The sequence below is a fragment of the uncultured Roseibium sp. genome (assembly GCF_947494555.1).
Taxonomy (GTDB): Bacteria; Pseudomonadota; Alphaproteobacteria; order Rhizobiales; family Stappiaceae; genus Roseibium.
In genome coordinates this window covers 61,082-75,295 of record NZ_CANLVF010000005.1, presented here as the reverse complement: position 1 = coordinate 75,295, position 14,214 = coordinate 61,082, and the positions used below count along the sequence as shown (strand labels likewise).

Here is a 14,214-nt window from a genome sequence, read left to right as displayed (position 1 = left end):
CGATGCCCCACGCATGGAGAAGGAAATGGGAATTGACCGGCTTCCAGATTAGCGGGACAGCAGGACGCTCAGTGTTTCCTGACAGGACGCAATCAACGCAAGGGTGGTTCGCGTACTAAGAAACCGCCTGAACAAAGCTGGGCGGATCCGCGACCAGAAAATCTACGAATGCCCGCACACGTGGCGAAACAAGCTGCCGGTTCAGGTAAATGATGGAATAAGGGAAATTATTCAGTCTCTTGTCCTCCAAGACCTCGACAAGGCGTCCTGCCTCGAAGGCTTCATGAGCAAGGAAGCTTGGCAGTTGGGCAATGCCGATTCCCTTTTCTGCCGCCTGGCGCAAGGCGTCGACACTGTTTCCTATCAGGACCGGATTCAAGGTTCGGCGCACGATCTCGCCTTTCTCTTCAAAGAGGAATGGAAACAGAAGCCCGGTGTTTTGAACCCGGTAGTGGATGCCACGATGGTGCTCAAGGTCATCGAGCGTTTCCGGTTTGCCGTGGCGCTCGATATAGGCAGGTGAAACACAGGAATAGGCGCGATCGTCGAACAGTTTTCGCGCCATCAGGTTGGCGCTGTCGCCAAGTGCACCAATGCGGATGGCGATGTCGATGCCCTCTGTGCCGAGATCGACCTGCCGATCCTCGAACTTGAGTTCGACGTCGACTTCCTCATAGCGGCACATGAAGGCAAGCACACGCTCGGTCAGCCAGACCCGGCCGAACACCGCAGGCGCGGAGATCACCAGCTTGCCCCTCGGTTGCGAAATGCTGTCGGCAAACTCTTCCTTGAGCGCATCGGCATCGCTCAACAAGCGCCGTGCACCGTCGAGAAAACGTGTGCCTTCGACAGTTAGCGAGACCGATCTTGTTGTCCTTGAGAAGAGCTTGGCGCCGATTTCCGTCTCAAGCCGCTGGACAGCCTTCGACACCGCTGACGTTGTCATGCCGAGCACTCTCGCTGCACCGGCAAAGTTCTCTGTTTGTGCGACCTGGATAAAGACACGCAGTTCGTTGAGATTGTTCATCGGGGCCCTTGGTGGATTTGGCTACGTGGCAATGACTTTAGAGAAGACCCTGCTCGTTGCAACGGGCCGGTTTTTGAAGCCGGACGCAGGCTCCAATTCGGCCTGGGCGCAGAGCCGGTTTTCAAAGACATTGCCAGTAAATCAACGATCGAAACCGGCGCAAGCGCGGCCGGTCTTTGCGACCGGAGCTAATGATCGCTCTTTTTGCATCTTCCCAAATGGCCGCAGCGCACCACAACAATAAAGCAACCCGGGTGGAGAGGTCCGGGTTCAATTCGAAAGAGCGTATGCCAGTTTCAATCCGGCCCTGAACGACGACGAGGATTTTCGCAATGGAGAGTTTCGCTGCCAACTTGCGGGAAATGACGAGAACGCCTTTGCATGAAAGCCACGTTGGGGAACTGAAAGCAATTGGCGATGTCAGGCGCTTCGAAAAGGGCGAGATCATCGCGGAGATCGGTGATCCGATGGATGTTTTTTACTACATCCTGGAAGGCCGCGTCGAAGTTATCGACCCTGACACGCGGGAAGCCTATCTGCCTGCCTCGCTTGGTCCGACGCAGTTCCTCGGCGAGATCGCATTTTTGAACAGGGGCGCCTTCACGCTGCCGCTGCGCGCCAGGGAGGAGACCGTGGCAATCGCGGTTCCACGGGAAAAGATGCTCGATGCAATGGCGCGCATTCCGGAAATGTCCGATATCGTGATTTCCGTGTTTGCCGCGCGCAGGCGGCGCCAAATAGAAGAAAACGATTCCTCGCTGAAATTGATTGGCGTCGACCAGGATCGCAACGTCAGGCGGATTGCAGAGTTTGCAGCACGGAACAAGATCCCTTTTCAACTGATCGATCTGGGCTCTGAGGACGCTGAGGAAATCAGGCAGAGCTGCAGGCTGAGTGGCCGCAAACCTGCAGTCGTGTTTGGCAGCAACCGTGTCGTCGACGAGCCGACACCTGCAAAAGTCGCCAACCTGTTGGGCCTGGCACAAAATTTCGAATGCAACGAGACAGTCGATGTCCTGATCGTCGGGGGCGGCCCGGCCGGTGTCTCAGCAGCCGTCTATGCGGGGGCCGAGGGCCTGTCTGCCGTATTGGTTGAAGACCTTGCGGTCGGCGGTCAGGCGGGAACCTCCAGCCGCATTGAAAACTACATGGGTTTTCCAACGGGGATCTCGGGCGCTGATCTTGTGTGGCGTGGAGAAATCCAGGCGATGAAGTTCGGGACACGATTTCTGAGACCACGGCGAGCAGTCCGCCTGGAGCATCGCGAAGACGGAGTTTTTTGCGTCACGCTGGATAACAACAAAGAGATTTGCGCCAGAGCGGTTGTCGTTGCCACGGGCGTTCAATACCGCCGCCTGCCTTTGGAGCGGCTTGCCGATTTTGAAGGGGCTGGCGTCTACTATGCTGCCACGGACATGGAGGCACGGTATTGCCGTGGTGCGGATGTCGTCGTCGTCGGTGGCGGCAATTCCGCGGGGCAGGCAGCGATGTACCTGTCACGCACCGCCCGTCATGTGCATGTTCTGGTAAGAGGCGGAAGCCTCGCTGCTTCAATGTCGGATTATCTGCTGTCGCGACTGGAAGCAGATCAGTCCATCACCATTCACTACAAGTCGCACATCCGGGCGCTCGAGGGCGGCGACGCTTTGGCGCGGGTCATCATTGATCGTGACGGCTTGGACTGGCATCTGGACTGTCCGGCGGCATTCGTCATGGTTGGCGCGGCGCCAAACACCGCCTGGCTGAGCAAATCCTGCGAGTTGGATCCAAGGGGCTTCGTCTTGACCGGCAACGATGCCGACAGGACGTCTCCGTTCGCGACCACCTGCGCAGGGCTGTTTGCTGTCGGCGATGTCCGTGCCGGGTCAGTCAAGCGGGTCGCTTCAGCTGTGGGCGAGGGCTCTGTGGTAATCTCGCAGGTCTGGGATCATCTTCAGGGATAGGGCGTCTTTCGGCGAGCCGAGTGCGGTGAGGTGAAGGCCTTGTGCAAGGCTTTTCGGGGCACGAGCGAGACAGTTTTTGAAATCCGGAGACTGCCGCTTTCTGGGAACAGTTCGTCGGCTGGAATTCTGGAACTGGCAGTTCCGGCGCCGCTCCTTTTCCGATTGTTGTCACAGTAGCGGCCCTTGTTGCACCCGGGCCTTAAAACTGTTCTTCTTGATCGAAGACTGGCGAACTTTTTCGGTGCTATACTACCCGGGAGCATTGTGGTCTTGAACTTGGTCCGCCGGCTTTGAGCTGGGTTTATGAACTTGGCGCTGCTTGCATGCAGCTGGCGCCGAAATAGTCATACCTTTGAGGCCGGTGTGAACAGGACGTGGTCCGGAGGAGAACAGACCGTTGCCCAGAGTTTGGACGCACCTGGCGATTGCGATCGCGCTTGGTTTTGCAGCGCCGGCAGCTGAGGCGCAACAAAGCACCAAGATTCCTGCTTGGCTGCAAAAACATGTCGGAACCAAGGACGGACAAATCGCCCCTGTCGTTCTTCAAAGGGCAAGGGCGCTCTACGAACGAAAGCGGCGTCAGGGCAAGGTCAGAAATCCTTGTTATCTTGCCATGGATGCGACGCGCCCGAGCACGTCTCGCAGCGGTAAACCGGGGCGCAGGTTCTACGTCATCTGCGAACAGAGAAAAATGTTCCGGGCGGTTTCATCGGGCTATGGCAACGGGCGAAAACTGCGGCGCGCGAACTTCTCGAATGGACGCCAATGCGCCAGGAATTTCAGCAACGCGGAAGGATCGAAACTGACCGCGGGCGGAACCTATGTAACGGCTGAAACCAGAACGTCCTTCAAAGGGTATTATCGCCGCGCTGGCAAACGGACACCTTTTCAACGCACATTCCTGCTTTTCAATGGCGAAGGCGAGACGTCGAACGCCAGAGAGCGGGCAATTGGCGGCCATCAGGCGGTTTATCTCAAGTGGCAGTGCCGCTTCAAAAATCCCAAAAGTCCGCACGCGGACAAGGATGGTTTTGTTCCTTACGGCAAGCTGGTGAATTACACCGGCGGGCGCAGCAATGGATGTACCACATGGTCGCCGTCAGTTTCGCGAGACATCCTTTCGCTGGTGAAAGGCAAGCCGACATCGCTTTACATCTATCCCGAAGGACGCGACATCAACGCGGTTGCGAATGCGGTCAGGACCGGAAAGTCGCTGTCGACTGCCGGGCTTTACTGGAACGCTGCTTGTCTGAAGTCGATTGGTACTCCGAAATTCTGGCCGAAAAGACAACTGCAGCCGATCATCAACGAATGGCGGCGTTCCCTGCCGAAACAAAAGCCGCTCGTGCTCCCGATCTGCAAATAGAGTTTCTCGAACACTGCAGACCCTTCGACGAACCCGCCCAGTCTAATAAGAAGTGCCGTTACGTCGATGCTCAAAGACACCAACAGTGGCTCGCGCAATAGAGCAGACGCGAAGCCAGTAAAAATGACCTCTGGTCCGGGCGAGTCAGCTTCAGCAGGTTGACCCGGCCGGGAATTTCAAGATCAACCCGGATCAGCCCGCATACCCAAATGCTCGAGGCAGCCATAGTACAAGCCCCGGAAACAGGATCAGGGCGGAAAGCGCTGCCAGCAAAACTGCCAGGAACGGCCAGATCTCCCGGATAATTTCGTTGAGTGGAATACGGGTCACCGCGTTGATGACGAACAAAAGGATCCCATAAGGCGGGGTGATCAATCCGATCATGCAGTTGACGACCGCCACCACGCCGAAGTGAACCAGGTCAATGCCGAGCTCACGGCATGTCGGTATGAATAGCGGAATGATCACAAGGATGATCGTTGTTGCATCCAGGACGCATCCCAGAAGCAGAAGCAGGATGTTGACCATGACCAGGAACAACAGCGGGTGAATGTCCAAACCCACCAGCTGCGCCGCCAGGAGTGTCGGAATGTTTTCCGAAGCGACGACATAATTCAGGATCAGTGCGCCGCCGATCACGATGCCCACCGCCGCGGATGAACGCGCGCTCTCCACCAGGATCTCGTAGAGCTTTCGCAGCGACAGGGCTCGATAGAAAAGCCCTGCGAGGAGAAGCGCATAGAAGGCGGCAACGGCAGCCGCTTCGGTCGGGGTCGTGACCCCGCCATAAATGCCGTAGAGCAGGATCGCGGGCATCAGGAGGGCCGGAAAGGCATTGACTGTCAGCCGCGGCAGCTCGACAAGGGGCACCGCCGGTTCCAGCGCGAAGTTTCTGCGATGCGAGAGCCAGACGTTGAGCCCCATCAGGACGGCGCCCATCAACAGGCCCGGAACAATTCCTCCAAGAAACAGATAGCCGATCGAGGTGTTGGAGACGAGCGCATAGAGCACCATTGGGATCGAGGGGGGAATGATGGGCCCAATGGTGGCAGAAGCAGCGGTAATCGCGGCTGCATAGCCCCGCGTGTAGTGACCGCTTTTGGTCATCATCTCGATAATGATCTTGCCGATCCCCGCCGCGTCGGCCACGGCGGATCCCGACATTCCGGAAAAGATAAGAGACGCAACAATGTTGACGTGGCCAAGCCCGCCGCGGAAGCGGCCGACAAGGGCGATGCAAAACTGCAGAAGCCGATCGCTGATCGTCCCTGCATTCATGATGTTTGCGGCGACGATGAACAAGGGAACAGCCAGTAAGACAAAGCTGGAATAAAGCCCGTCCATGAGCACTTTCCCGGCAAGACCAATGTCCTGTCCGGCAGCAAACAGATAGACAAGTGAGGACACCAGAATGGCATAGGCGATTGGTGCACCGATGCCCGCCAGCAGAAACAGCGTCGCGAGGCACAGCAGAAACTGAAAACTCATTCGCTCTGCCTCTCGCCATCGGGGTCGGAGGGTTCCGGTACGCCATGGCGGAAGGCTTGCCAAACAATCCAGAAGTAACGTGCCGAAACAGCGCCAAGAAACAGCATGTAGACCACATAAAGGTCGCGCATCCTGATCCAGTCGCCGAACAGGGAGGACAGCGTCGCGGTCTTCTTGAGCCTCAAGATGTAAAACTTGGCCCAGGTGGGCTCGATCGAAACGGCAAGGCCAATGGCAATGCACAAACCGAAGACAATCACAAAGAGGCGCCGCGTCTGCGGGCTCACCCGGCTGTAGAGGATATCGAAACGGACATGGTCGCTCTCGCGAACCACAAAGGCATTGCCCCAGAAAACCAGCCAAAGCCACAAGACCAGGCAGAGCTCCAGGGTCCAGCCAAACCGGGTCGGTTCAAGAAAGGGAAGATAATCGGGCAGCCAGTCCAGGCGCGCCGAGTAACGGATGAAAATCTGAAGGACGAAGGTCAGGAACATGACCGCCATCATGGCAGCCGCGACGGCCTGGGCCGTATGTTTCAGACCTGCTGTAATGTGTTTCATGTTTGCCGTTCGCCGATTTGGGCAAGGACGGAATTCCCATCCTTGCCCCACCGGGGTTAATTGCCGAGTGCGTTGATTTTTTCCAGCACACCGTCAGGCCAGGAGGCCGCGAACTCCGAACCGACGTATTGCGACTGAACGTGGTCGCGGAAGGCCTTTAGGTCCGGCTCGTAAATAGACAGGCCTTTTTCCTCCAGAAACGACACGAGTTCGGCTTCTTTCTGGAGTTGGGCATTGCGGCCGCTTTCGGCGGCAGCCTCTGCTGCAGCCTGGACTTTCGCCTGCTGTTCGGGGGTGAGACTATCCCAGACCGCCTTTGAGAAGGCCACATAGTTCAGGTCCACAAGATGCGATGTCAGTGCAATCTGGTTGGTGACCTCGAAAAACTTGGCATCCACCACTGTCGGCAGCGGGTTGTCCTGTCCATCGACGGAACCGGTTTGCAAGGCGGTATAAACCTCTGTGAAGGCCATGGGAGTCGGATTTGCACCCAAAGCCTTGCCCAGGAACTGCCAGGCATCGGTGCCCGGCATGCGCAGGTTCACGCCTGCCAGATCAGCCGGCGTCATGACCGTCAGCTCATCCTTGCTTTGTCGCAGATTGACGTGGCGGCGGCCCAGATACATGACGGCAAGCAGCTTGATGCCCAGCTCGTCCTCCACCTTCTGCTTGAACGGATCCATCAGCGGATCGTTGAAGACACGCACCTGATGGTCGGCGTCCTGGTGCACATAACCGGTCGCGAAAATCGAGAACTCGGGGAAGTATTGTGCAAGTTCCTGGGCGGACGCGATCGACATCTCCAGATCGCCTGAAGCGATGGCTTCCAGCTCCGAATTCTGTTTGATCAGCGACGCGTTGTAGTGAGGCTCGTATGTCGCGAACTCCGCGACTTCCGGTGCAAACACTTCGGCAAGGGCCACGGAACGCTGGTCCGTTTCCGATGCCGGTGTCGACATGCGCAACGTAACCTTGTCGTCAGCCACTGCGGACGCCGTAATCGCCAAAGCCGTCAATGCAGCTAAGCCATTAAGAATAATAGACGATTTCATTTTACTTCCTCCTCAGTCATTTGCGGTGTTTCCCGCATTCTTCGTCAAACCCCAAGGGCCCGGCGTTTTGCGCTGTCCACATGTGCATGAACAGCTTCAACCGTTTTCTCCACGTCGCGATTTTCAAGCGCGTTGATGATCACCAGGTGCTCGCTCATCACCGAGCCCACCAATTCCGGCAGCATGCGGGTGTCGGAGTTTCTGATCAGGCGTATCTTGATCGCGTTCACGCGGTGAATGTCGGAGATGATCCGGTTGCCCAGAAAATCGATCACAAAATCATGGAAGGCCCAGTCCATGTGCTGAGCGCGCGACAGCAGCTCCGGCGTCACACCGCGCTTGGCTTCCCTCAATGTCTTGCGGTGTTCGCTTGCGATGCGCGCGATCTCGGCATCGGGCGCATTTTTACAGAAAACCGCGAAAGCCTCGCTTTCGATGATCCTGCGCAACTGGAAAGCATTGCGGATCAGTTCAAGATCGATATTGAGAACCTGAAGACCCCGTTTGGGCACAGTGCGGATCAGACCATCGGCCTCAAGCCGGGGGATCATTTCGCGTATTGCGCCCAGGGGCATGCCCGTCAATTCGACCAGTTCGCGTTGGGACACGATCTGCCCGGGTTGAATGTCACGCGACAGGAGCTTTTCGGTGAAACTGGAATAAGCGTCATCGCGGAGGCGGCGTTCGGACCTGCTCATGCGGCCAAGCCCCTTCCGGCCACTGCCAGGATTTTGGATTTCTGTTCCGCCGTTAGCCGGGTCAAGGGCGCCCGCGTGTTTTCCCAGACCGGATCATCCAATGCGTCGGCCAGCAGAACTTTCAGTGTCGGGATGATCGGCAGGGCAACGATACGCTCGACTGTTTGCGAAAGCATCGTGTCTTCGCTGGCCGTGGCGATGACGTTGCAAAGCCTTTCCGGATAGAGATTGGCGACGCCCGTTATTGACCCGACACAACCCATGGCAACCGCCTTGTGCAACAAGCGCTCGTCACCAACCAAAACCGGCACGGACTTTCCGGCTAACAGTTTTTCCGCGTTTGCCCAGTCCCCGGAACTGTCTTTGATGGCGATGATCCGATCAGGATGGGTTTCCTTGAGACGCCAGGTGAGGGACGGCGAAACGCCGACGCCAGTGACCTGCGGAATATTGTAGAGAATGATCCCGGCTTTTGGATCGCTCAAGGCAAGAAGTTCGGCAAACCATTGAAAGACGCCATCTTCCTCAGCACCGCTGAAATAGTAGGGCGGAGGCACCAGAAAACGGGTGACGCCCGCACGGAGCCCTTCATCGATTTGAGCAGCAACATCCGCAGTTGCCGCACCATAAACCCCCAACACAATGCGGCAGCCGGAGACGCCGGTCTCGACGAGGGCGCTGATGCCGGCTCGCCGCTCGCTGGCGGCAATCGAAGCGCCTTCGCCTGTCGTGCCGAACAAGGTCACGCCGGACACGCCCCGGTCGATGACCGAAACGGCATGAGCGGCAAGCCGGTCCCCGTCGATCGAACCGTCAGACGTGAATGGAGTCAGCAAAGCTGTCAGAATGCCGAATTGTGCCATCAGTTTCCCTAACGTGAATTCTCCTATGATACATGACATTTTAATTATGTATAGACTAACATGTTACCTATAAATTTGGAGGAGGCATGATGCCGACTGTTATCTGCGCGGGCTTGATAACACTGGATGCGGTTTACGACCTGGACGCCTTTCCGGAGGAAGGCAGCAAGGTGAGGGCGAGCACCGCACGGCTCCAGCCCGGTGGCGGCGCATTGCTGGCGGCAACGACAGTATCGAAACTGGGCGGCACGGCGCGCCTTGCAGGAGCCGTTGGAGACGATCTGTTTGGTCAGTTTCTCCGCGGCCAAATGACATTGCGCGGGATTGATCACACGCTGGTTCAAACTCTCAAGGGAGAGACAACGGCTCACTCGGCGGTGTTCGTCACCTCGAATGGCGAGCGCACCATCGTCAATCACAGGTCGGATCGATTGCTCGACGTGGATTTGACGGAGGATCTCCCAGACTATGACGCGGTTCTGGCGGACACGCGCTGTCGCACTCTGGCGAGAAGGCTATTTCAACAGGCGCAAGAGGAAAGCAAGCCCTCGGTCCTGGACGGCGAAGCTCCCGTGCCGCGCGATCTCCTGCCGTTTGTCAGCCACCTTGCCCTTTCCGAGCAGGGGTTGTCTGATTTTGGTGGCACATCGCTGGCCGAAATCGCAGCGCAAAGCCAATCCTGGGCATGCGTGACTCGCGGGGCGGCCGGCGTGGAGCTTCACGATGGAAGCCGGTTTGCTCCACCGCGCGTGACACCATTGGATACGTTGGGAGCCGGAGATGTCTGGCACGGTGCCTTTGCCTTTGCATTTACCAAGCAGTTGAACGAGCCGGAGGCTGTTGAGTTTTCAAACGCGGCCGCGGCACTGTTTGTATCGCGAACCGGGGACGGGCGATTTCCGACCGCCCGAGAAGTTGAAGATGTGTTGCAAACACGGAGATGAAAGCGGAGGCGCAACCGGTTTGGGTCCGCCTTGACGAAAAGGGCCAATCCAAAGGAAAGACGCTGCCTTTCGCGGCAGGAGCGATGCATCGCGGCACCATCCGCATTGTTGTTGCCGGTCGACTGTTATAAGACCAAAAGGATAGTGTTCATCATTTCTCGCTGACCATTGAGCATGTCGTCTGCATGCAAAGGAACCCCTGATACATGGCAGAAAAACCAATCTGGCAATGGAGCGCGAGTGAGCTCGCGGATCGGGTTGCAAATCGCGATGTCTCGGCAGAAGCCGCCGTGACGGCGACGGTGGTCCGCATGCGTGAGGTGAACGGGCATCTCAACGCCGTGGTCGATGATCTGGGGGACGAGGCGATTGGGCGCGCGCGCGGTCTTGACGCTGAGCTCAAAGGATCCGGGCCGGTCGGCCCGCTGCACGGTGTGCCGGTCACCATCAAGATCAATGTCGACCAGAAGGGTAAATCAACCTCAAACGGCGTCAAGGCATTCAACGACATTGTCGCGCCGGCGGATGCGCCCTTTGTCAAAAACCTGACCGACGCCGGTGCCGTGGTCATCGGCCGGACGAACACACCCGAATTTTCATTTCGCGCGACGACGACCAATGAATTGCATGGGCGCACCTTCAATCCGTGGAATGACTGGGCTTCCTCAGGTGGTTCGTCCGGAGGCGCATCGACCGCCGTAATGAGCGGCATGGGTCCGATTGCGCATGGCAATGACATTGGTGGATCCTTGCGCTTTCCCTCTGCCGCAACGGGTGCGGTCACCGTCAAGCCGGGGCTTGGCCGCACACCTGCATGGAACCCGTCGCAGAGCGCGGAGCGCGGCCTGCTCGCGCAGCTGATGTCGGTACAGGGCGTCATCTGCCGCGAGGTGCGCGATGTCCGTCTCGCGATGAGGTCCGCGATAGCCTATGACCCGAACGATCCCTGGCAGGCTCCGGTGCCGTTTGACGGCCCCGCATTGGAAAAACCGGTAAGGGTCGGCTTCACCAAGAACACCTATCAGTTCGATGTGCATCCGGCGATCGTTCAGGCCCTTGAAACAGCACGCGACTGTCTGGCGGATGCCGGATATGAGGTCGTTGAAGTCGAGACGCCCGACATCAGCGAGATTGGCGAAACGGGCTACCGCGCCTTGATGGGCGAGGTGAGCGTTCTGATGCTGGACGATATTCGCAGGCATGGCAGCAGCGAAATCAATCGGATGTTCGACGAGTATTTCGAACTCTTTCCGCCCTTCGAGGAAGAGGAACTGCTGCGCCAGATGGCAAGGCGGTCCTTTTTCATACGCCAGTGGAACCTGTTGCTGGAACACTATCCGATCGTCTTGACCCCGTTTCTGCCTTCCCCGACCTACTCCTGGAACCGGGATGCGGAAGGAAAAGACGGCATTATGGAGGTGCTCGGATGTGGGATCTGGTCCTTCGCCATGAACTACATGGGCCTTCCGGCCGGCATCGTATCACCCCGCATGCATGAGGGCCTGCCGGTCGCCGTCCAGATCGTCGGACGCCGCTTCCGCGAAGACCTGATCCTCGACGCGCTGGAAGCCGTGGAGACCCGCGTTGGCGTCATGGCGCAAAAACTGTTCGAGCGGGATACATTGTAAGCTTCAGTGGAGCCAAAGCCCCATGAATGGCCAGGGGAGACGATAGCAAATGTGTCCCAGCTTGCATCCCGGATCAAGTGCTTGTGACCTCAGCGATTGGCGTTTCTTGTTGGCAGCGAGGCCGACATTTTTGTTCGCTGCGGCGCCGCACTTGACCGCTGAAGAGCTCCGAGTTGGCGCTCCTTGATAGCCGCCGCGATCTCAATACAGTAGCGATTGCGGCTTGCTACCGCACCTATGCTTGACAGGGGGCACTCGCATAATGTGTGGTGCCTTCGGATTTTTAAACGTGAGTTGTATTCTTGTTTCCGATTTATCCCGGCACTTTGGACGCATTAGCGATGATCGGGTTTGCTCTGTTTTCAAGCTTTTCTTTTGCTTATGCATTTGTTCTGAAGGGGCGGAAGCTTCTGTTCGCGCTACCTTTTTTCGTGGCATTGGCAGTCTTTGGATATCTCTGCTTGGTCACCGAGTGGGGGCGAGAATACGCGGGTTTGCTGCCGATACTGGTCGGCAGCTACTTGGGCGCGACCCTCGTCGCAACGTTTTTATGGGTGGGTAGCGCTCATCTTGTGTTCCGTTGGTTGACCACTCACAGTGGAGCGCTCACGCTGGTTGCAGCGGCGATGCCGGGGTTGGTCGCTGCAGGCTATGTGGTATGGGATCAGTCCGTGCCACAAAATGAGTGTGCAACATCGCATCTTGATGTGGATGTGGTGGGCGGCGTGAGCTATCGGGTTTACCCCGAGCTTCGCGTTCGTTTTGACAGCACGCAGGCAGGAGATGAGCGTCTTCGGTTTCAGGCTCGCTATTCATCATTGCCCGGCGACAAGCTTGCATTGGCTCGTTTGTGTAGACATGACGAACGGATAGAAACGGCGAGGCTGTGGATCACACCGGTTTCACACGCGGAAACCGTCGAGGCTGTCTGTCGAACGCACAAGCGTGCGTTTTGTTCACACTTGGATCCTTCAGTGATGAAGCAGCTCGATACTGTGAAGATCGGCAGGTATGACAGGTCTGAAATCGACTATTATCTTCAGTGGTTCAACCGTGAGCAAGACAGCGACGTATTGTCATTTGGTGATGCACAAGACGGTGCTCTATGCCAAAGCGTTGGGCACCGGTTTCAGAGTTGTTTCGTCTGGCGTAGGATTGGCGAAAGTCAGCTGGGCGTCGCCCAGACCGGGCAGGGTGCGCAGGGTTTGAGCCCCGAAGAGATGGTTGCAGTGGCGCATGAAGGGCTCGATCAAATGCTGCTTGCTTTTTCACCGCCGGAGCGGTGAGTAGTGCAGTGCTAACAATCAAAACGGATCAATCAGGTGGGGCTGATCAGGACAATGCCGAAAAGTAATAAGTCTTTGAAGCTATTGGGATACGATGATGCTGCCGGAGAGATTTGAACTCTCGACCTCTCCCTTACCAAAAGTGTGGCCTGATTGTGGAAAGTGCCAATTTTGCAATTGTTTATGTTTCCAATCAAAAGCTGACTGTCTGGGAAATGCAGAATTGATGAAACTTTCGTTCTTGATCTCCGTGCGAACAAAAGTTGAACGCTGAGAATTGGCTTCCTGTGAGTTTTGTTTGCTGAAGAAGCCCAGAACGAACATATCATTATCTCGGGAGTGAGGGTTTCAAGTTTCTCAGCGTCTCGTGAAAACTTCCAGTTCCAAATAAAGAAGCGTCGGCTGGTGTCAATTCGTGCGACGAACGAAAATGGACGTACTTGGGTTTGTCGTTTGCCTGCCTGTGTATAAAAAGAGTCCCGCAAGTGCATTGCTAAAGGCTGCTATGAGGCCGAGAGGGTACAGTCTGGTTTTGGCTGTCGACTGACGAAACTTGCCATTCGCCCTGCGTCGATCAGACGGGAGCAAGAGCTGTGCCCGTCGGCACGCTGACCTCGAACCAAACATATACATCTGCCACTGATAATCCGTGCCACGAGTTTCGGAGCCGTTAATCGTCAACTTAGTAGCAAATACACACTTTTGTCCTCGCGCAGTTCTTTTCGCCGAAGAGCACGCAAACCCTATCCCTTAGCTCAGAGATTATGACAAAGAGATCCCAGCTTTTCCAGCGCTGACCAACATGCATCAGTTTCGATCGACGCGATTCATGCAACACTTTCAAGCTTTCCTCGAATGCTTGGCCCGATGTCTCTCGTCGCTCATGGTTCTGTGGCCCGACGGCCCAGGATCATGAACAACAGTCGAATGACAGCCTTGCCAAGGTATACAGGATGGAAAATGCGAAGGAAAAGGATCATGATTAACGAAAATAACCAACAAAATTGGCTCAACCGAAAGGCGCCAACTCTTTCAGAACACCGTTTTGCCATCGGACAATGTGTCAGAATGAAGAACGCCCCCCCGATGACGTCCTCAAGTCGTGGCGTATCCTTCCGCATTACCGCGTTGATGCCCTGCATCGGTGACACACCGCAATACCGGATCCGCAATGATCTGGAGTTGCACGAACATATGGTCACCCAGGACAACCTCGAACCCGTGGCGATTGCCGAAGCAACCCAGGGCAACGCGCTTGTAATCAAAAAAACGATTTACCAAAGGTAAGGCTTTGCGCGTTGCAAGGCAGAAAGCCCAAGCTCTCGCGAATTCCAGTGGTGCGTGAATGTCTATATAGGA

Annotated in this window: 12 protein-coding genes; 6 read left to right on the top strand and 6 right to left on the bottom strand. The window is 56.6% G+C overall.

Annotated elements, in window-relative coordinates:
• Nucleotides 1-115 precede the first annotated feature (115 nt).
• Nucleotides 116-1,027, bottom strand: a complete 912-nt coding sequence (locus Q0915_RS22845; protein ID WP_299479376.1) for a LysR family transcriptional regulator — start codon at nucleotides 1,025-1,027, stop codon at nucleotides 116-118.
• Nucleotides 1,028-1,359: 332 nt separating this feature from the next.
• Between Q0915_RS22845 and Q0915_RS22840 the strand changes: the two genes are divergently transcribed.
• On the top strand, nucleotides 1,360-2,970 hold the full coding sequence (locus Q0915_RS22840; protein WP_299479373.1) for an FAD-dependent oxidoreductase: 1,611 nt from the start codon (nucleotides 1,360-1,362) through the stop codon (nucleotides 2,968-2,970).
• Between the two features lie 397 nt (nucleotides 2,971-3,367).
• Nucleotides 3,368-4,336 (top strand): murein L,D-transpeptidase catalytic domain-containing protein, encoded by a 969-nt coding sequence (locus Q0915_RS22835; RefSeq protein ID WP_299479370.1) that lies wholly within the window; start codon nucleotides 3,368-3,370, stop codon nucleotides 4,334-4,336.
• Between the two features lie 192 nt (nucleotides 4,337-4,528).
• Here the strand turns inward: Q0915_RS22835 and Q0915_RS22830 are convergent, their stop codons facing one another.
• Genes Q0915_RS22830 through Q0915_RS22810 form a run of 5 tightly spaced genes read right to left on the bottom strand, consistent with a single transcriptional unit; the run spans nucleotide 4,529 to nucleotide 8,997 of the window.
• Nucleotides 4,529-5,824, bottom strand: coding sequence for a TRAP transporter large permease (locus tag Q0915_RS22830; RefSeq protein WP_299479367.1), 1,296 nt, complete (start codon nucleotides 5,822-5,824; stop codon nucleotides 4,529-4,531).
• Nucleotides 5,821-6,384, bottom strand: coding sequence for a TRAP transporter small permease subunit (locus Q0915_RS22825; protein ID WP_299479364.1), 564 nt, complete (start codon nucleotides 6,382-6,384; stop codon nucleotides 5,821-5,823). The genes Q0915_RS22830 and Q0915_RS22825 overlap by 4 nt, the downstream gene beginning before the upstream one ends.
• Nucleotides 6,385-6,440: 56 nt before the next feature.
• Nucleotides 6,441-7,436 carry a TRAP transporter substrate-binding protein DctP gene (gene dctP / locus Q0915_RS22820; protein WP_299479361.1) on the bottom strand — a complete coding sequence of 332 codons (996 nt, stop codon included), beginning with the start codon at nucleotides 7,434-7,436 and terminating at the stop codon, nucleotides 6,441-6,443.
• A gap of 44 nt (nucleotides 7,437-7,480) precedes the next feature.
• A complete protein-coding gene (locus Q0915_RS22815; protein ID WP_299479358.1) occupies nucleotides 7,481-8,134 on the bottom strand; it encodes a GntR family transcriptional regulator in 654 nt (217 codons plus the stop codon).
• Entirely contained in the window at nucleotides 8,131-8,997 is an 867-nt protein-coding gene (locus tag Q0915_RS22810; RefSeq protein WP_299479355.1) for a dihydrodipicolinate synthase family protein, read from the bottom strand. The genes Q0915_RS22815 and Q0915_RS22810 overlap by 4 nt, the downstream gene beginning before the upstream one ends.
• A gap of 86 nt (nucleotides 8,998-9,083) precedes the next feature.
• On the opposite strand from Q0915_RS22810, the gene Q0915_RS22805 reads away from it, so the two are divergent.
• The 4 genes from Q0915_RS22805 (at nucleotide 9,084) to Q0915_RS22790 (ending at nucleotide 14,142) form a co-directional block, all read left to right on the top strand.
• Nucleotides 9,084-9,941 (top strand): PfkB family carbohydrate kinase, encoded by an 858-nt coding sequence (locus tag Q0915_RS22805; RefSeq protein ID WP_299479352.1) that lies wholly within the window; start codon nucleotides 9,084-9,086, stop codon nucleotides 9,939-9,941.
• Nucleotides 9,942-10,147: 206 nt separating this feature from the next.
• The gene (locus tag Q0915_RS22800) at nucleotides 10,148-11,569 is read left to right on the top strand and encodes an amidase family protein (protein ID WP_299479349.1); all 1,422 of its coding nucleotides are present in this window, start codon (nucleotides 10,148-10,150) and stop codon (nucleotides 11,567-11,569) included.
• Nucleotides 11,570-11,871: 302 nt separating this feature from the next.
• The gene (locus Q0915_RS22795; protein ID WP_299479346.1) at nucleotides 11,872-12,855 is read left to right on the top strand and encodes a hypothetical protein; all 984 of its coding nucleotides are present in this window, start codon (nucleotides 11,872-11,874) and stop codon (nucleotides 12,853-12,855) included.
• A gap of 1,068 nt (nucleotides 12,856-13,923) precedes the next feature.
• Complete coding sequence (locus tag Q0915_RS22790; protein WP_298815577.1) at nucleotides 13,924-14,142, top strand: hypothetical protein; 219 nt, start codon at nucleotides 13,924-13,926, stop codon at nucleotides 14,140-14,142.
• Nucleotides 14,143-14,214: the final 72 nt, after the last annotated feature.

Bases quoted from the DNA above. Each gene is read 5' to 3' on its own strand.
- Q0915_RS22840 (WP_299479373.1), top strand. From the start codon at position 1,360: ATGGAGAGTTTCGCTGCCAACTTGCGGGAAATGACGAGAACGCCTTTG.
- Q0915_RS22830 (WP_299479367.1), bottom strand. From the start codon at position 5,824: ATGAGTTTTCAGTTTCTGCTGTGCCTCGCGACGCTGTTTCTGCTGGCG.
- Q0915_RS22800 (WP_299479349.1), top strand. From the start codon at position 10,148: ATGGCAGAAAAACCAATCTGGCAATGGAGCGCGAGTGAGCTCGCGGAT.
- Q0915_RS22790 (WP_298815577.1), top strand. From the start codon at position 13,924: ATGAAGAACGCCCCCCCGATGACGTCCTCAAGTCGTGGCGTATCCTTC.
- Q0915_RS22825 (WP_299479364.1), bottom strand. From the start codon at position 6,384: ATGAAACACATTACAGCAGGTCTGAAACATACGGCCCAGGCCGTCGCG.
- dctP (WP_299479361.1), bottom strand. From the start codon at position 7,436: ATGAAATCGTCTATTATTCTTAATGGCTTAGCTGCATTGACGGCTTTG.
- Q0915_RS22815 (WP_299479358.1), bottom strand. From the start codon at position 8,134: ATGAGCAGGTCCGAACGCCGCCTCCGCGATGACGCTTATTCCAGTTTC.
- Q0915_RS22845 (WP_299479376.1), bottom strand. From the start codon at position 1,027: ATGAACAATCTCAACGAACTGCGTGTCTTTATCCAGGTCGCACAAACA.
- Q0915_RS22805 (WP_299479352.1), top strand. From the start codon at position 9,084: ATGATGCCGACTGTTATCTGCGCGGGCTTGATAACACTGGATGCGGTT.
- Q0915_RS22810 (WP_299479355.1), bottom strand. From the start codon at position 8,997: ATGGCACAATTCGGCATTCTGACAGCTTTGCTGACTCCATTCACGTCT.